The organism is Sphingomonas sp. Leaf34, from assembly GCF_001421805.1.
Classification (GTDB): Bacteria; Pseudomonadota; Alphaproteobacteria; order Sphingomonadales; family Sphingomonadaceae; genus Sphingomonas.
Map to the genome: position 1 here is coordinate 496,889 of NZ_LMLC01000004.1, position 16,361 is coordinate 513,249.

Consider the following 16,361-nt stretch of genomic DNA (forward strand, 5'->3'; position numbering starts at 1 on the left):
GCACGCGCTTGGTTGCGGAGGGCTGGTCTGATGGCGATCGATAACCTGTTCGCCCGCGGTGCCCGGATGATTCACGAAGATGCCGTCGAGATGACGCTCGCGTCGCTTCGCGCATACTGGCACCAGCATGAGCATGTCGCAGTCGCCTATAGTGGCGGGAAGGACAGCACGGCGACGCTTACGCTGATCATCCACCTGATCGACGCCGGTGAACTGCCCCAGCCCGAGCGGCTCTACGTCCTGTACGCCGACACGCGGCAAGAGCTCCCGCCCATCCAGGCTGCCGCCGAGATGATCATGGCGAAGCTTGCGGAGCGGAACTGGATTGAGGTGATCGTCGTGCGGGCGCCGATCGAGAAGCGGTTCATGCCGTACATCCTCGGGCGCGGTGTCCCGCCACCCAACAACAACACGCTGCGCTGGTGCACGCGCCAGATCAAGGTCGACCCGATGGCCGCGGCGATGAGCGAGGCTCTGGAAAGACTGCCAGGAACACTGCTGACGATCACCGGGGTGCGCGAAGGAGAGAGCGCAGTACGCGACGGCCGGATCCGTATGTCATGCTCTAAGGATGGTGCGGAGTGCGGGCAGGGCTGGTATCAGCAGGTCCTGCCGAACTCGCCCGGCATACGCGGCCGGATAGCGACGCTGGCGCCAATTCTGCACTGGGGCGTCTGCATCGTCTGGGATTGGCTCAAGGTCTATGCGCCGCGCGAAGAGTTCGGCGGCTGGCCTACGGCGATCTTGGCGGACGCTTACGGCGGCGATGATGTTGTCGAGGTCAATGCTCGCACGGGGTGCACCGGCTGCCCGCTCGCAGCGGAGGATACCGCGCTGGCCGTCATTGTCGCGACCCCCGGCTGGACGCATCTGACGCCGCTGCTCGAGCTCCGGCCGATCTATCGGTGGATGCGGATTCCCGCCCAGCGCCACCGGAAGTCCGGCCTCGAGCGGCTGAAAGACGGGTCGATCGCGAAAAACCCGCAGCGGATGGGTCCGCTGACCCTCGAAGCGCGAGCGGTCGCGTTGGAGCAGATCCTCGACATCCAGCGACGGGTCTACGCCGGCGCCGTGGCGGCCGGGACGCCAGAGCGCGGGATCGACCTGATCAACGCCGAAGAAGAAGCGCTGATCCGTAGGCTGATCGCGGAGAAGACCTATCCCGATAAATGGCAGGGCGACGAGCCTAGCGCCGCGGCGTGGCTGGACAGCGTCTACGGCGATGGCACCGAGCAGCCGATCCTCTTCCGAGATCTAGTCGGTGCATGATTGCCGCAACCTGCAACCGACGGCTAGGGTTGTATCGCGTTCTCCTTCGCGTCGACCCTCCCTTGAAGCGCGGCGTTGAAGGCGACGCGATCTGTGCCGTAGTGCGCCCGGCGGTGGCAGTTTGGACAGATCCCGCCCACATGGCGGGGGTCATCAGGACCGCCATCGCTTAGGCGCCGGATGTGATGAGCCTCAAGGTACGGCCTGCCGAACGCGGTCGTGAACGGTGCGGCTTCGTCACACGCCTCGCAGAAACCATCGGCACGAGCGAGCACGTAGTCTCGGACGTCACGGCTGCGAACGAAAACCGTAGCTGCAGGTGACGCCTGCTTGCCCGCCGCCGGGGCAGCCGCCGCCAGCGCGCGCTTACGCAGTTCGGTAAGTGGCATCGCGGGGGCGGGCGCAAGAGCAACGTCCCCGGCTTCGATCTCAAGCTCCCGAAGCGGGACCAGGTGAAACACGATTGCGTCACGCTCCACGCCGTCCCGCCCGTTCTGCCGCTCGATTTCCCACCCTGCGCAAGAGAACAGACCTTCGAACCGGACCAGGCCTCCTCGTTTCTCCTGCCTAAATAATAGTAGGTCTTTGCCGTTCGCTGCGTGGTCGCGGATAGCTGCGTTGCCCGATACCATCTGCATATCGCCGACCTGGCCTTCGCCGGTATATCGGAGCGTTCCGTCAGGCTCGGTGCGGTCCTTGTAGCCGATTTGACCGGCCGCATGCCCGGTGAACAAGAAAATGCCGGGGACTGCGCGTGGCGTGGATATGCCTCCGTACTGCTGGCCCTTGTAGGGCGCGTGAATATCCGCTCGCCGGACGTAGGTTTGATGAACGACAAAGGGCCAATGCATCTGTGTACGATGGTCAATCTCTCATCCGGCGCAACCGATTTATCCGCCAAGACGCCCTCTGCTCGTCCGTTGATTCCTGCATGATCATCGACACCCTCTATTTTAGATGCAGGAGTGCTGCTTCGACCCCGCTCACACACAGAAAAACGGCGGGCCACGCGAGATTGTAGCCGCGTAATCGACACGATTGGCAGACGGATCTAAGATCCGGTGATGAATCAAACCCCGCAAAATCTCACGATCTTTAGAAGATTCGTTCGTGCAATGAATAGTTCTCCGACCTGGCGCGAGGCGGATGATCGCGATTACAAGCGCGTTGACGGTGTATTTTTTGGGCTGGCGTCGCTGGCCGCCGTCGGTGCTTACTCGTTCCAATACGTACAACCCTTCGTTGATCCTCAAGCCATGTTCGGTGGCGGGTTGTTTGTTGTTATGGGCCTTGCGACAAGGATAGCGATGCCCACGGAGGGGCGGGCGGCCTGGATGCTGTGGTTGCCGCTCATAATGGTTGTTGCGGGGGGCGGGATCTTGGGATCGGCCGGCTTCCGAGGGCTTGATGCTGCTCAGTGGAACGACCGGCGGTGCGCGGAGATACAGACCTCAATGCTCAAACCTGTCACAACCACACGGTCGGAACTGGCATCGGTGTTCGAGGCAATGAAATGCCGCCCGCAAGGCGCTACGCCCCGCGATCCGACTTTACGCGTTACTTCGCCCAAATCGGGCTCTCCGTTTACAGTCGCTGAACTGGCCGCACACCAAGCGTTCTTGCGCAAGGCACTGTCTGACGAACTGTCACTGACCGTGCCAACCGCCGCTTCGCAGCCGTCTCTGGGGACGCCCGCAGCGCCGGCAGCCGCGTCAAAGGCTAATACGAGCGGAGTGCATAGCGATGACGCACGCAGGTGAGCGGCCGGAAACGCTGGCCCCACCTCGAGCAGATGGTCGGCACCGGGAGCCCTCTTGGGAAGGATGCTGAACCAATGCAGTGGGCGAGACGCGGCAAGGGCGCTACAGACGAGCCCATCATGAGCAGCGACATCCCCGGCATCAGTTCAGTGCAGACCGAAGTGTTGAGACAGTGGGCGTCCGGCAACCCCCGGGTTGCGGCGCTGACCATCTTTGGCAGCCGGGCGCGGGGGACGCATCGTCCAGGAAGTGATCTCGATGTCGCTATCGAGCTCACCGAAGACACCCGTGAGACTGCCGCGGGCATTTGGACCTTGAAGCGCCAAGGGTGGAACGGCACTTTAAGCGAGCAGATCGGGTTAGACGTTCGGCTCGTCCGCCTTACCGACGACGACGATGGTGGTATAGGTGCTGGCGTCTCTGCTGACGGGATCGAAGTGTTCCGGCGCTAAGCCCCGAACTCCGGCGCTTCCTCATCGGGATACAGCTCAGCAACGATATAAAGACATCTTTATATGTAGATATGACGGCGATGTTTTTGGGTAACGGTTAGGAACTAATTCACTTTCTGTTCCTGCGAGCAGAGTTTGCCCTCTCGACTCATCACCACGGACCAGCCAAACCGGTCGCGACGGCCCGCCGTCATTCTCCTACCTGCCCCTTGGTGCTCTGAACGGCGCGGGGCGCATGGGGCGTCCCGGAGCCCAGGGCTCACACCCTGGACCCCGAGGAGAATGACATGCGTATGTCTTGCTCTTGGCCGAAAGCGGTGTCTGTGGTGGACTACTGGCGCTTTCGGTTCGGTCGCTTTGAGTACGTACGTACTCATTGCAGGTCTTACCCTAGCTAACCGCTAGGCTTGATCACACCGTGCGGCGGGTCGTCACCTATAAACTCCGGTTGTAGAATTTTGGCAAGCCGAATTCGGCGTTCATGCCTACTCCCCCAACGATCAAGCCCCGAACTCTGGACCATCCTCGTCCGGGTAAAACGCGTGTGGGTCGTACACCTGCCGCGGCCCAGATCGCGCCTGACGGGGAGGCTGAGGCTTCGGAACATCAGGGACCGGGTCGGGCAGGGTAGGTAACCCGCCTCCGAACCGGATCCGGATATAGGCCCCGCTACCGTGCATCGCCTGGAAGACCGCGGTTGCCTCGTCTTCCTTCATCCGCTTGCCAATCAGGGGCGCACGTTCGGCGCTGACGTAGCCCAGCTGCGTGCCGCGGTCGGACCAGACGGCAACGGCGTTCGCGTCGAACGGGTTGGTCGGCTCGAGGCGTAGCTCGACGACGTCACCCGGGGCGCAGAGCATGCACTCCATGCGCCTGTTGCTCTTCGACTTGTCCTCGTTCGGAAAGTCGATGCCGACAATGGAGGTGGTGAGTTCGCCCATGTGATCGATGTATCCGCCGGCGTCAGATATTGAAAGGGCGGCCCTTTGAGGGACCGCCCTTCTGGTCAGGCTGCGAGCTTGACGGGTGACGGGAATTCCTGCGCCAACCGTGTGAGCCCCTTCGGCGTTATGCGCGCCTGGGTGATAATCTTCTCCGAGCCGTCAGAGCGGTGCACCGTGGTCGTCTTGTGCTCCATCAGCCCCTGCTGCAGCTTGGTTGCATAGGCGATGTCGCCGCGGCCGCCGTGCGGCTGATAGATCCAGCCATGCGCGCGGAGAAATTCGAACAACGACTTCGGGCGTAATTGGAGGCTTTTCGCTGCGTCGGTGATACAAAGACTGCCCTCGGCACTGGCGATCCGGTCGAACGCCTCGAGCTTCGGCGCCGCAGCGGCCAGCCGATCCGCGAGTTTCATGCGCTCCTCAACATTATCGAGGAGCAGCGCACGGAGGGTCGTGGGATCGTTCAACGCGAGAATGGGTGCAGAAGCCTGCTGCTGTGCTTCGAGATCCTGCCACCGATCAATGATCGCCGCGCGCATCGTCAGGTTGTACCCGCTGACCAGAATAAGGCTCTCCCTCTTGGGCAGGCGGTAGATCGGGTAGGTCTGCCCGTTCTGCTCATTGCGCTGGGTGTCCTCAAATTTGAGGATACCCCCAGCGCCGTGAAGCTGGACCAGCATCTCGCGCGCGTCCCGCATCACGTTGTCGTGGCGCTTGCCTGTGAGGTCCGCAATTTCGCGGCTAGACATCGTTGGCGTACTTGATCGCGATGCATGAACCAGAGAGGCGGACACGGTCGGTTCGAGGCCGATGAAACTCCCGGTTTGCCGGTGCGAGGTATTCAGGTTATCGAGTGACTCGGTCATGGTGATGCATGGCCTTCCATGGTGCATGGGCGGCAGTCTCAGCCTCCGCCCTTCGCTGAGGGAGAGCGACCGAGAGGGATGCTTCTCAGGGCTAAATGCCCTCTCGGTCGTCCACGGCGCTGGAGATCCCTGCGCCGATTACCACTGCGGAAACCGCGTGGCGGGAACTAGTCAGGTCGGGGTTTCCAACCAGAATATGATACCGGTCATGATATACCGGATATCAAAGGGTAGGGACAAGCGGGCCGACCCTTCTTCGCAAGAACATATTCCGAACATCCGGCACCCAGACTGTCAAGACGCGTGTGCCGTTCGAGAACTGTTGATGCCGTATGGTGCGACGAGTTGAGCAGATCGCAGTCGGAAGCAGCAGATAGTTTGCCCGAATCGGTCGGCCGCGCATAGGCTCCGCGGATGATGACCGACCGCGACGTATGGGTGAAAGCGGCCACGATCCTTGCCGAGCATGGCGAAATGACTGCCGACTATATCATCGACCAACTGAGCGATGCCCTCGACGACGAGGTTGCAGTCGAGGACTGGCGCCGGGTCGCTGCTGCGGTCGACGCGATCACTGATGCCGGATCATCTGGTGCCAATTGAGAACAAACGCGGAACGGTGTAGCCCGAGGCTCTGACGAATCGGAGCCGTGTCGCCGTGTCCAAGCCCAACCGAACGACGTTCATCGCCCTGGTGGTGCTCGACGATGCGATCAGGAGGCTGCAATTGGACGGCCCGTTGCAGCCTCCGCAGCACGGCCTCCGCTTGGCGCTGGCATACCTGTACTCGACCTGCCTTTCGAAGAACCGTGACCCGTTCGACAGCCTCTGGCTGACGTTGCTCGGGCGAGATCGCCAGCCACGGGACTTCCGGGTTACGTGGGCAGGCACGCAATTCTCACGCATCTGCCATGACATCGGCGTTCCTCACGACATCAACCTGATCGAGGCCCTGGCGAAGGGGTCATATATACGTGATTGACCCAACTCCGAATGCGGGGGGGCTATGACGAAGAAAACCCCGACGCCAACTAACGAAAAAGCCCGGCCTAACCAGCCGGGCTTTTGTTTTAGACTAAACAACTGAATCTATTCATCCCAATTACGCTCTGGCGGCTCGTCTATTGAGCCGTCCCATTCTGGGGTCTCTTTGGGGGTTTCAATGTCGCCCCAATTTAGCTCATTCTCGTTGAGGTATTCCTCTTCACTCTCATCGTTTTTCGGACCGCTGAAGGCTGATGCGATCGAACTAAAAAAACCCGGTCCCATTCCAAATCTCCCCAAGCGCGTCAGGCGCTAAGGCATTGCTCGGCCGAAATTAGAAATCGTGCAATTGTTTTCGCGGAAACCGGCACCCCGCTAACTGGGTCAAGCAGGTATATAGGTCCCCTGGCGAAGGGGAGGGCGGACCCTAAGCCCAACCCCCAGCGACCAGCGCTGCCTGGAACGACATAGCGTATCCGGCCACCTTCTCCGCGCGATCGATCCCATTGATGATACGCCGCGCCGACGTGAACTGCGCGACTGTTCCGCGCCCCGTCGCGGGCAGGTAGCTGGCGAAGCGTTTACCGGTGAACCAGCCTTCGGTCATGCCGAAGACCATGATCTGCGCGGAGATCTCCGTCTCCAGCGCGCGATCGTAATTCGACTTCAGCGCGCCCTTCAGGCCGAGCTCGTTGTCTGCGCGCTCGTAGTTATAGTCCCACGTCAGCTGGACATCGCCGCGGCCGTAGGCGACCTGGCCGCCATGCTTGCCCGGTTTGCCATATGGATAGTTTCGGCCGCGTCCGATCTCTGGAATCGGCTGCATGCGCTGGGCGGTTTCATGGAACGAGGTGGCGAGCCCGTACGCGACATGTGCCAGGGGCGAGCCCTGCACAGCGAACGCCGCAAGCTTCGCCTGGATGCCCTCCACCTGCGCCTGCGTCATTGCCCCGAACAGCGGGCGAATCGACGCGAAGAATCTGTCCGGCGACGCCAGCCCGTGCGCAGGACGCGCGGGGCCGGTCGCCGGCTTTGATGCCGTCGTCATGGTAGTTTTCCTTTCGGGGTCGAGTCTTTTTAGGTGAGGATTACGTATCTGTCGGTCCGCGGCGCGGTTTTGCTCCCACGCTGATCCGTCGCGAGGCTCGAAATGTGAGCTCCCGAGGCGGTCGGTCTATCCATTTTCCTCAGCAGTTTTGTGGATGGGCTGGCCGCTGCGGGAACATGTTCGACGGCATGCGTTACGCCGATGTCGGGCAACTTTCCCCCCGCTCGACCGGCCCGCCCCGCGTTACACGGGCGCTTGAGGCGGGCCGTTACTCTGCCGGCTTGTCGTCCGGTCCCAAGCCCAACACCGCGCGCAACTTGTCGATGCGCTGAGCGGCAAGCTTGAACACACCCTCACCAAGGATGCCGACACCGCCGCCATAGAGCAGCGCGCTCAGCGGTTCGGGATGAAGGCTTATGACCAGACCGGCCGCGAGCGCGAGCGTCATGCTCGACACCGGTGCATCGAGGATCCAGCGGTGTTCGCGTCGCGCCATCTCGCCGGCACCAATCCAGAATCGCGCGGAGACGCAGCCGAAGAGGGCCGAGATCATCCCGGCCGCCTCGAAGGGGTAGCCGAGGAAAAACCAAATCGTTGGCGTGGAAGTCGTCACGGTAGCCCCTGTTTTCGCAACAGCCGCCGCAGCGACCGGAAGTACCGCGGTCGCGGTTGCCCCCAACCGCCACATCATCGCGTCGACACCACGCCGATCGCGGCGACGAACGTTAGGAGGCCGAGGCGGAGCATGCGTTTCACCATCGGCCAGGCCAGCCACATGTCGACTGGGAACGGAATCTTGCGCTGCTGCTCGATCATGCCGGGCTCGGACAGGATGTATGTCATGAGACCGGCGATACCGCAGGCGACAGCGACCGGATCGACTAGGCGCTTTGTGGTCAGGTAGATGCCTGTCGCGATCGGATCATGCGGGTTCCAGCCCCAGAGGTTCACGGCCTCCGCGCCGCAGCGCAGAGTGATGCCGGTCGCAAACAGGATGCCGAGGACGCGGTAGATGCTGGCCGGGGAAAGCCAGACGTCCCGGCCGCGCCACTTCACCCAGTCGCCGACGAGCTTCACGATGACCATGATTCCGATCAGCGTCGCGATCGTCATCACGGCGAGGTTGACGACGACGAGCCAGCCCATGCCGTTGAAGCTGGGTGGCGCAAGCGTCTGCGGTCCTTCCGCGACCGCCTGGGCCGCGAAGCTGCTGTTCGTCATTCGGAGATCCTTTCGGGACGGCTGTAAGGAAGCGATCCTCGCCAGAGGCGGTGAGGGGTTTACAATCTGTCCGCATTGGCCGCTTGGGGCAGGACAAGGAGATCAGACATTGCGCCTAGTTCAACTCGACTGGACCGCTGACTCGACAATCTTGCTCGTAAGCATGTTCGTCGCGTTGCTTCTCGCCACAATGTTTCTGGATAGAACCAGCAAAAAACGCAAAAACCGCGGCAGCAAGGAAAGCCTCGGTGAAATCATCGAGTGAAACCAAACTGTTCTATTGAGTAGTAAACGGTCCGAACCGAGTTAATCGGCCTTCGACGACTTCGGGACGATCAAGGCGGGCCTTCAGGCCCCCACCTACGTTAAATCACGATGCTCTTGGTGGCGAGCAGCGCCTTCGCCCAGGCATAGGCAGCGGCACGCTCGACGTCGGTCAGTACACGCGACCAACATATTGCGAGGGACTCGTCGCCAGTGCCGCCAATGATCGTCCCGTTGAAGCTGCCGATACATACCGGTTGTCCGTTCGCGACCCGGCTGTATCCATCATTCAATGACCCCACCGCCTGCGCGCCGGCCGTCATGTTGTACAACGTGGGGTTGTCGAGGGTCGAGGCCGTCACCCCGACCTGGGCAGCCGAGGCAATGAGACAGGCGAAGGAACTAGGCGTCGGGAGGTTGGCAGGAGCCGTGACAGGGCTTCCGTTCGTATATGTCCCGGCGAGGCGCGTGGTGGTGGCATCCGCCGTGTAAATGTTGAGCCCGCCGCCGTTGCCGACAGCGCTCCCCATAAACGCGAAACGGGTTGCATCTGCGGTGCTTGCCGACGAACTCCGGCCGACAACCAGGTACGTTCGATCGCCGGCGACATCTAGAAAACCCGATCGAACATAGTCGACCCCCGAACGAAGGGATAGGAAGCCTGCGCCGGCCACCGGGTTACCGACCTTAGTCCCGTTCGGTTTGCCGTCAGCCCAGTTGCGCAGCGAGCCGTCGACGCCGGCCGCGAGGATGTGAAGAAACTCTAGTCCGGTCGCGAGGGTCCCCGGCAGCGTCAGCCGAGCGGCGCGTGGCATGATCGCGACGGCACCAGTTGTCAGTTCGAGCAGTCCAGCCATGGTCTTTTTCCTAAATGATGTTGGCGATAGCGGCGGCGAGCGCCTCGTTGGCTTGCTCGCGTGCGACATCACCCGGATGAACGATGTCGCTCAGGGTGGTGGACGTGACGCCCGTGGCCGGATCGAGCGTTCCTGTTGCAGTGGACCAACCGGCCTCCGCACTCTGATGCGCCCACGCCGAACAGAGATGAAGGTTGGCGTCGCCCGCTGCACGTCGCGTGCTCACGATGTTGACGATGGAGGCCAAGATTGCTCGCCACTCCGCCCACTCTCCATCGGATGCAGCGTCGACCGGGATCATGGTCGCCCAGATCACGATCTTGACCACAGGCAGGACACGCCGAATTTCGTCCAATACGTAGCCGTAAGGTTCGCATCGAGGACGAGGTCTGGCCGACCTTCGACCCGTGGCCGGTCTACGAGTTCGAATGCCCGGTGCTCAACACCCTCGCCAACGGCCACATCAACGTCATCTCGCCGAGCGGCAAGGTGAAGGCGGTTCAGGCCAACGGCTGGATCGCGAAGCCTAAGCGCACGGCGAGGGGAGGGTGGTGACTCTGCCTCTCTCGCTGGCCCCGGTGCCCGACCTCTGCGGTCGCGTCAGTCCCGAAGCCCTCACCGAGCTCATGCTCGCAATCCTCAACCGTGGAGATCGTCGATGACGTGGAACCTGTTCATGCACGGCCTCGGTATCGTGTCGCTGGTCGTCATCGCTGCGATTACGGTCGCAATCCTCGTCGACTCGCTCGTGCCCAACTGGCGCCGCATCTGGGACACCGCCTGCGGGCGACCCTGGCCGATCGCGCGCCACCCCGTTTCCCCGACTGCCTCGGTCCTGCCCCTCAAGACGTCTGTTCCCGAGCTGCGTGCGGACGAGGCCCGCGCCCAGCCAACCCATGAGGCTGCGTGATGGCACAGTGGCGCCGGGTCGAGCTCGCACCCGATCACTCCCTTCTTGCTCGTATCGCGCTGGGATCGCCCAGCGACGGGGACCGGGTGCTCGTCAGCGTCAGGGGCAGGGGCCGCATGTACGTGCCGGCCGCTCGCTGGAACGCCGCGGAGGTGCACCATGGCTGATGTAGCCGACATGGCGAACGACGTCGCGCAGGCGGCGCTAGAGCGCAGCATCCGCGCCGCGCGCGTGCCGATCCCCACCGGCGTCCCCGGCGAGTGCAGGGAGTGCGGCGACGACAGCCCCCGCCTGGTGATGGGCCGCTGCGCCCGCTGCCGTGAACCCAAGAAGGGGTATGCCCGGTGACCGCATTACGGATCAACGCGATCGCCTCGCACCTCTCAGAACCGGCGGTGACCGCATCATGAGCGCGCTTGCGATTGCACACATGCCGGACTGGCCCGCCGCAATGTCGCGTGACCTGGCACTTGCATACACCGGTGTCGCCGAGGCGCAGCTTCGCGCATGGGAACGGGGCGGCAAGGTGAATTTCCGCGCGCGCGGCCCGCGAGGCGGGATGCTGGCGCTGCGCTCCGATCTCGATGCCGCCCTGGCCGAGATGTTCACGTCGACCGTCGAAGAGGATCTCGACTTTGGCTGAGGTTCGCCTTCCGTCCTATGTCCAGAAGCACAAGCTTGCGGGCAAGGCTACCGGGTATTTCTGGGTGCGCCCCCAGTGGGCGAAGCCGCCGGCGATGCGTCACGGCCAGCTTTGCCCGGTGCAGTCGACCCCGCTGGGCACCGACGTCGCGAGCGCGATCACGAAGGCGAACGCGATCAACGCGGCGTTCAAGGAATGGCGCGACGGCAGCCAGTCGAAACTCGTACCGGGATCGGTGATGTGGCTGTTCGACTGGTACCGCGGGACTGAGAAGTTCACCGGGCTCCGGCACGTCTCCCGCACCGGCTACAAGCTGGCAATGGACATGGTCGTCGCGATTGAGATGAAGGTCGGCCGCTTCGGCACCCGGCAGGCCAAGCTGATCGACGCGACCGCCTCCGACGCCCTCTACAAGAAGGCGAGGGACAAGCACGGGGAGCGTCAGGGCTCCTACATGATGCAGGTGTGCCGACTGGTCTGGAATCAGGCGGCGCGGCACCACAAGACGACCGGGGTGAAGGACAACCCGTTCTCCGGCATGGGCATCAAGAGCAGCAGCGGGGCAGGCCGGGGTAACCGGGCCTCCACGCGCGCCGAATACGAGGCGTACAAGCTCGCCGCGGCCGAGATGGGCAAGCACAGCATGGCCGCCGCCGCCGCGATTCTGTTCGAGGGATGCCAGCGCGTCTACGACGCCTTCGGGTTCGAGGATCCGGACGGCTACGTGCGCGGCGTTCGCTGGGGCGGGTACCGGCCGGGCGAGAGCATCGGCCTGATCCAGTCGAAGACCGGCAACGTCGTAGACATCCCGATCGTCGATCGCATCGATGGCGAGGTCGTCGTGCTGTACCCGGAGCTCGAGGCGGTGATCGGGGCGCTGACGCGCGGCGCTGACGACGACCTGATCGTCCGCGACGAGCGCACCGGTGCCGCCTACACGAAGGATTACATGAACAAACTGCACCGGCGCATCCGCAAGAAGGCGGGGCTGCCGGACGATCTGAAGTTCACCAGCTTCCGGCATGGCGGCATCACCGAGCTCGGGGATAGCGGCGAGGTCGATGTCCGCGCCGTCAGCGGTCACAAGACGCTCAACGTCACCGGGATCTACAACAAGGCCAGCCAGGAAAAGGCGCTGCGAATTGCCGCCCGCCGGCGCGAGCACATCACGACCTTGGTCGGTTCGCTGGCCGCGGTCGAAGGCGAGCCCGATGTCGAGTGACGCCGCTCGACATTACCCCGATTCGAGTGTCGCAAATCGGCCCAGCAATCTCGCGAGAACGAACCGCGAATGTCATAACGCGTATCATAATCAGTGTGATAACGGCGGGGCGTTGCCACCGGCCAACCTCAGCAAAAAGCGAGGGTTTATGCGGCTTAGAAATGGCTCCCTGAGTAGGATTCGAACCTACGGCCACTCGATTAACAGTCGAGAGCTCTACCGCTGAGCTATCAGGGAACGTTGCCGGAGGCGGCTCTATAAACGGCCAGTCGGACGATGCAAGCGGGTTTGTCGCAAAAAAATGAAAGTCGGCGACGAACCGCGGGTCAGGAAACGAATTGTTCCATCGTGATCCGGTCGTCGAGCGCGTGCTCCGGATCGAACAGCAGCGTCAGTTCGCGCGCGCGGTCCATGCAGATGTCGACCTGCGCGACGTCGCGGATCTCGCGTTGGTCGGCGACGGCGGAGACCGGGCGCTTGCTCGGATCAAGCACGCGGATGCGGATGCGCGCCTTGTCGGGCAGGATCGCACCACGCCAGCGGCGGGGGCGGAATGGGCTGATCGGGGTCAGCGCGATCATGCCCGAGCCGAGCGGCAGGATCGGGCCCTGCGCGGACAGGTTGTACGCGGTCGAGCCCGCCGGCGTCGCGACGAGGATGCCGTCGCAGGCGAGTTCGGGCAGCACGATACGGTCGTTCACCGTTACTTCCAGGTTGGCGGTCTGTCGCGTCTCGCGGAGGAACGAGACCTCGTTGATCGCGGGCAGCGTGTGCGTGCGCCCGTCGACGCCGAGCGCGGTCATGCTGAGCGGGACGACCTTGAACGGTTTGGCGCGCTCCAGCCGGTCGGAGAGGCCGTGGTGGCGCCATTCGTTCATCAGGAAACCGACCGTGCCCAGGTTCATCCCGAAGACCGGCACGGGCGGCTTGCGGCGCTCCAGCATGGCATGGAGCGTCTGGAGCATGAAGCCGTCGCCGCCGAGCGCGATGATCACGTCGGCGTCCTCGACTGGCACCCAGTCGCCCATGTCGGCAAGTTCCGCCTCGGCGGCACGAGCGGGCGGGGTGTTGGACGCGACCAGCGCCCGCCGCTCGTATCGGCTCATCCGCCGGTGACGCTCATGTGACGTGCCACCGCGGGCCCCTCGCCCTGGCCGATGCGGAAGTCGTGCGCCTTCGGCTTGGCGAACAAGCCCGCGTCGATCGCGGCGTCGAGGCCGGCGGTGCCGCCGTCGCGCAGCGCCGCCTTGAGATCGACCTGGTCGTCATGACCAAGGCACATGTACAGCTTGCCTTCAGTCGTCAGACGGACGCGATTGCAGCCGTCGCAGAAATTGGCGGTCAGCGGCGAGATCAGACCGAGCCGGGTGCGCGTGCCATCGACGTTCCAGTATCGCGCAGGGCCGCCGGTCTTGTGCGAATCGCGAGCCAGCATGAATTTCTGGCCGAGTTCGTCGAACACCTTGGTCAGCGGCAGGAAGCGGTCGGTGCGGTCCTCGTCGATCGCGCCGAGCGGCATCGTCTCGATCAGCGAGAGGTCGAAGCCCTCGTCACGACACCACGCCAGCATCGGCGCGATCTCGTCCTCGTTGAAGCCCTTGAGCGCGACCATATTGATCTTGATCGCAAGGCCAGCGTCGCGCGCGGCGTAGATCCCGCCGATCACCTGCGCGACGTCGCCGTGGCGGGTGATGTAGCGGAAGCGCTCGGGGTCGCGGCTGTCCATGCTGACGTTGACGCGGCGGATGCCAGCGTCGACCATCGCCTCGGCATGCTGCGCCAGGCGCGTGCCGTTGGTGGTCATCGTCAGTTCTTCGAGGCCTGACCCGATATTGTGTCCAAGGCGCTGCACCAGTTCTGCAACATCGCGACGGACCAGAGGCTCGCCACCGGAAAGACGGATCTTGGTGACGCCGCGCGCGATGAAGCGTTCGGCGATGATCGCGATCTCTTCGAGGCTCAGCAGCTTCGACCGCGGCAGGAACGTCATCTGCTCGGCCATGCAGTAGCGACAGCGCAGGTCGCAGCGATCCGTCACGGAAATACGCAGATACTTGATCGTGCGACCATGCGTGTCCTGCAACGGTTTCTGTTTCAGGGCGGGCACCAACGTCATCGCCTCAGAGCTAGGACCTGACTGTCCCGGGAACAAGGCCGGATCGGCTGGTAATGGATTGGCGGGGGGCGACTGGCTCGCTAGGCTCGCACCGATGGGGCAGGGTGCGACGGATATGGAAGACATGCAGACAGCAACGACGCTGTTCGCGGTATCGTTCCGTCAACGCGGTGAAATCGCGGAGATTTTGGCGTGTGCGGGGGCGAGTGTGGAATGGCATGCGCAGGTCCTGAGCGATGCCCAGGCGATCGAAAGCCGGTTTCTGGCGAGCGGTGCGGCGGTGGCGCTGATCGACGCGCGCGGGGCGCTCGAAGAGGGGCTGGCGGCGACGTTGGCGCTGGGCGGGCTAGTTGCGACCAATGGTGCCGCGCTGCTGGTGCTGGTGTCGCGCGGCGATGTCGGCGCGGTCGGCGAGTTCTTCGATGCCGGCGCGACGCAATTTCTCACAAGCCCGGCGAGCGACGGCGAACTCGTCCAGGCGCTTCGGTTTGCCGGGCGTCACGCGGTTCGCACCGCGGGCAGTGCGATCGATCGGCGACGGATTCCCGGTGTGTCGCTGTACGATCGCGAGACCGGCGACGTCCGCCGCTGGATCGTCGGGCGGATCGCGACGGACCTGCCGGTCGCGGTGGTCCTGGTGTCGTTGTCGCGGCTTGATATCGTCAACGCGGCGCATGGCCGGCCCGCGGTGGATGCGCTGATCGAGGCGGCGGTACGACGGACCGAGACGGTCGCGCATGCCGCGATCGGCGTCGATTCGATCGTCGCGCGGCTCGGTGGGTCGGAGTTTGCGCTGGCGATCGAGGCATCGGGTGCAGCGGTGACGGCGGCGATCACGGCGCTCGACGCGGCGCTCGCGCGGCCGTTCCGGGTGGCGGACACGCGTGCGGTGCTCGGCTGCCGGTTCGGCGTGGCGCAGCGCCAGCCGGGCGACGATGCGGCGGCGTTGCTGCGCCGCGCCAGCGAAGCGCTGGCTGAGGCGAAAGCAAGCGACGGGTCGGTGCTGCACGTCGCGCTCCCCGATGGCGTCGCGCCGATCGATGCGCTCGCGATCGACCTGCATCACGCGATCGAGCGCGACGAGATCGATCTGCGCTGGCAACCGCAGGTCGAGATTGCGAGCGGCAGAATCACTGGCGTCGAGGCGCTCGCGCGGTGGAACCACCGGACGCTGGGGCCCCTCGGCGCAGATACTCTGTTCGATGCCGCTGATCGCGCGGATCTGGGGATCGCGCTTTCGGATCATATTCAGCGACTCGTCCTCGCGCGCGCCGTTGCGTGGCCCGAGGTGCTCGGCACGCTGAGGGTGTCGCTCAATTTGACCGCGGCGGATATCACGCGGCCGGGATTCGCGGCGCTGTTCCTTGCGCGGATCGACGAGAGCGGGTTTCCGCGCGGCCGCCTTACTGTCGAGATCACCGAAACCGGGCTGATCGAGGATCTCGCGGCGGCTTCGGCACTTCTGGCGGAGCTGCGCGGGGCGGGATGTCGCGTTGCGATCGACGATTTCGGGACGGGCTATTCGAGCCTCGCCTACCTCAAGTCGCTGCCGCTCGACTATGTGAAGATCGACAAGTCGCTGGTGCGGGACATCGACGGCAGCGCGCGCGACCGCGTGGTGGTGGCGGGCGCGATCACGATGGCGCGCTCGCTCGGATTGGCCGTGGTTGCCGAAGGCGTCGAGACGCCGTCGCAACTCGAATTGCTCGCCGCAGGGGGGTGCAGCCTGTATCAGGGGTTCCTGCTGTCCGAACCGGTGGGCGAGGCGGGGTTGCTCGATTTGATGGCGAGGGAATGATGCAGGC

21 protein-coding genes and 1 tRNA gene are annotated in these 16,361 nt (G+C 63.7%); 10 read left to right on the forward strand and 12 right to left on the reverse strand.

Annotated features, from left to right (window positions below; all coding sequences use genetic code 11):
- Window positions 1–30: 30 nt before the first annotated feature.
- Window positions 31–1,269, forward strand: a complete 1,239-nt coding sequence (locus ASF00_RS13735; protein ID WP_055880075.1) for a phosphoadenosine phosphosulfate reductase domain-containing protein — start codon at window positions 31–33, stop codon at window positions 1,267–1,269.
- 23 nt (window positions 1,270–1,292) lie between these two features.
- Here ASF00_RS13735 and ASF00_RS13740 read toward each other — a convergent pair whose 3' ends face one another.
- Window positions 1,293–2,120, reverse strand: coding sequence for an HNH endonuclease (locus ASF00_RS13740; RefSeq protein WP_055880078.1), 828 nt, complete (start codon window positions 2,118–2,120; stop codon window positions 1,293–1,295).
- 213 nt (window positions 2,121–2,333) lie between these two features.
- On the opposite strand from ASF00_RS13740, the gene ASF00_RS13745 reads away from it, so the two are divergent.
- On the forward strand, window positions 2,334–3,029 hold the full coding sequence (locus tag ASF00_RS13745) for a hypothetical protein (RefSeq protein WP_156348353.1): 696 nt from the start codon (window positions 2,334–2,336) through the stop codon (window positions 3,027–3,029).
- Between the two features lie 119 nt (window positions 3,030–3,148).
- Complete coding sequence (locus tag ASF00_RS13750) at window positions 3,149–3,481, forward strand: nucleotidyltransferase family protein (RefSeq protein ID WP_162233588.1); 333 nt, start codon at window positions 3,149–3,151, stop codon at window positions 3,479–3,481.
- A 500-nt stretch (window positions 3,482–3,981) separates the two neighbouring features.
- Here the strand turns inward: ASF00_RS13750 and ASF00_RS13755 are convergent, their stop codons facing one another.
- Together ASF00_RS13755 and ASF00_RS13760 are read right to left on the reverse strand one after the other, a co-directional pair.
- Entirely contained in the window at window positions 3,982–4,422 is a 441-nt protein-coding gene (locus ASF00_RS13755; RefSeq protein ID WP_055880087.1) for an HIRAN domain-containing protein, read from the reverse strand.
- A gap of 65 nt (window positions 4,423–4,487) precedes the next feature.
- Window positions 4,488–5,291: a phage antirepressor KilAC domain-containing protein gene (locus ASF00_RS13760; RefSeq protein WP_162233589.1), complete on the reverse strand. Its 804-nt coding sequence runs from the start codon at window positions 5,289–5,291 to the stop codon at window positions 4,488–4,490.
- A gap of 417 nt (window positions 5,292–5,708) precedes the next feature.
- Here ASF00_RS13760 and ASF00_RS13765 point away from each other — a divergent pair, with 417 nt between their 5' ends.
- On the forward strand, window positions 5,709–5,894 hold the full coding sequence (locus tag ASF00_RS13765; RefSeq protein ID WP_162233590.1) for a hypothetical protein: 186 nt from the start codon (window positions 5,709–5,711) through the stop codon (window positions 5,892–5,894).
- A 55-nt stretch (window positions 5,895–5,949) separates the two neighbouring features.
- Window positions 5,950–6,273, forward strand: coding sequence for a hypothetical protein (locus ASF00_RS13770; RefSeq protein ID WP_055880099.1), 324 nt, complete (start codon window positions 5,950–5,952; stop codon window positions 6,271–6,273).
- Window positions 6,274–6,380: 107 nt separating this feature from the next.
- Here the strand turns inward: ASF00_RS13770 and ASF00_RS18575 are convergent, their stop codons facing one another.
- From ASF00_RS18575 to ASF00_RS13795, 6 genes are all read right to left on the reverse strand, one after another.
- Window positions 6,381–6,560 (reverse strand): hypothetical protein, encoded by a 180-nt coding sequence (locus ASF00_RS18575; protein WP_156348354.1) that lies wholly within the window; start codon window positions 6,558–6,560, stop codon window positions 6,381–6,383.
- A gap of 142 nt (window positions 6,561–6,702) precedes the next feature.
- Window positions 6,703–7,323, reverse strand: a complete 621-nt coding sequence (locus tag ASF00_RS13775) for a hypothetical protein (protein ID WP_200910543.1) — start codon at window positions 7,321–7,323, stop codon at window positions 6,703–6,705.
- A 268-nt stretch (window positions 7,324–7,591) separates the two neighbouring features.
- Window positions 7,592–7,936 carry a hypothetical protein gene (locus tag ASF00_RS13780; RefSeq protein WP_235525829.1) on the reverse strand — a complete coding sequence of 115 codons (345 nt, stop codon included), beginning with the start codon at window positions 7,934–7,936 and terminating at the stop codon, window positions 7,592–7,594.
- A gap of 74 nt (window positions 7,937–8,010) precedes the next feature.
- A complete protein-coding gene (locus ASF00_RS13785; protein WP_055880107.1) occupies window positions 8,011–8,544 on the reverse strand; it encodes a hypothetical protein in 534 nt (177 codons plus the stop codon).
- Between the two features lie 365 nt (window positions 8,545–8,909).
- Entirely contained in the window at window positions 8,910–9,665 is a 756-nt protein-coding gene (locus ASF00_RS13790; RefSeq protein ID WP_055880109.1) for a hypothetical protein, read from the reverse strand.
- A gap of 10 nt (window positions 9,666–9,675) precedes the next feature.
- On the reverse strand, window positions 9,676–10,020 hold the full coding sequence (locus ASF00_RS13795; protein ID WP_162233591.1) for a hypothetical protein: 345 nt from the start codon (window positions 10,018–10,020) through the stop codon (window positions 9,676–9,678).
- Between the two features lie 303 nt (window positions 10,021–10,323).
- Here ASF00_RS13795 and ASF00_RS13800 point away from each other — a divergent pair, with 303 nt between their 5' ends.
- The 4 genes from ASF00_RS13800 to ASF00_RS13815 all read left to right on the forward strand — a co-directional run bounded on the left by ASF00_RS13800 (window position 10,324) and on the right by ASF00_RS13815 (window position 12,440).
- Window positions 10,324–10,575, forward strand: coding sequence for a hypothetical protein (locus ASF00_RS13800; RefSeq protein WP_055880117.1), 252 nt, complete (start codon window positions 10,324–10,326; stop codon window positions 10,573–10,575).
- Between the two features lie 159 nt (window positions 10,576–10,734).
- Complete coding sequence (locus ASF00_RS13805) at window positions 10,735–10,923, forward strand: hypothetical protein (RefSeq protein ID WP_055880120.1); 189 nt, start codon at window positions 10,735–10,737, stop codon at window positions 10,921–10,923.
- Between the two features lie 58 nt (window positions 10,924–10,981).
- Window positions 10,982–11,218, forward strand: a complete 237-nt coding sequence (locus ASF00_RS13810; protein WP_055880125.1) for a hypothetical protein — start codon at window positions 10,982–10,984, stop codon at window positions 11,216–11,218.
- The gene (locus ASF00_RS13815) at window positions 11,211–12,440 is read left to right on the forward strand and encodes a hypothetical protein (RefSeq protein WP_055880128.1); all 1,230 of its coding nucleotides are present in this window, start codon (window positions 11,211–11,213) and stop codon (window positions 12,438–12,440) included. The genes ASF00_RS13810 and ASF00_RS13815 overlap by 8 nt, the downstream gene beginning before the upstream one ends.
- Window positions 12,441–12,602: 162 nt before the next feature.
- Here the strand turns inward: ASF00_RS13815 and ASF00_RS13820 are convergent.
- From ASF00_RS13820 to moaA, 3 genes are all read right to left on the reverse strand, one after another.
- Window positions 12,603–12,677 (reverse strand) — tRNA-Asn (locus tag ASF00_RS13820).
- Between the two features lie 89 nt (window positions 12,678–12,766).
- Window positions 12,767–13,546, reverse strand: a complete 780-nt coding sequence (locus ASF00_RS13825; RefSeq protein WP_055880131.1) for an NAD kinase — start codon at window positions 13,544–13,546, stop codon at window positions 12,767–12,769.
- On the reverse strand, window positions 13,543–14,556 hold the full coding sequence (gene moaA, locus ASF00_RS13830) for a GTP 3',8-cyclase MoaA (RefSeq protein WP_055880135.1): 1,014 nt from the start codon (window positions 14,554–14,556) through the stop codon (window positions 13,543–13,545). The genes ASF00_RS13825 and moaA overlap by 4 nt, the downstream gene beginning before the upstream one ends.
- 124 nt (window positions 14,557–14,680) lie before the next feature.
- On the opposite strand from moaA, the gene ASF00_RS13835 reads away from it, so the two are divergent.
- The gene (locus ASF00_RS13835) at window positions 14,681–16,354 is read left to right on the forward strand and encodes a bifunctional diguanylate cyclase/phosphodiesterase (RefSeq protein ID WP_327196362.1); all 1,674 of its coding nucleotides are present in this window, start codon (window positions 14,681–14,683) and stop codon (window positions 16,352–16,354) included.
- Window positions 16,355–16,361: the final 7 nt, after the last annotated feature.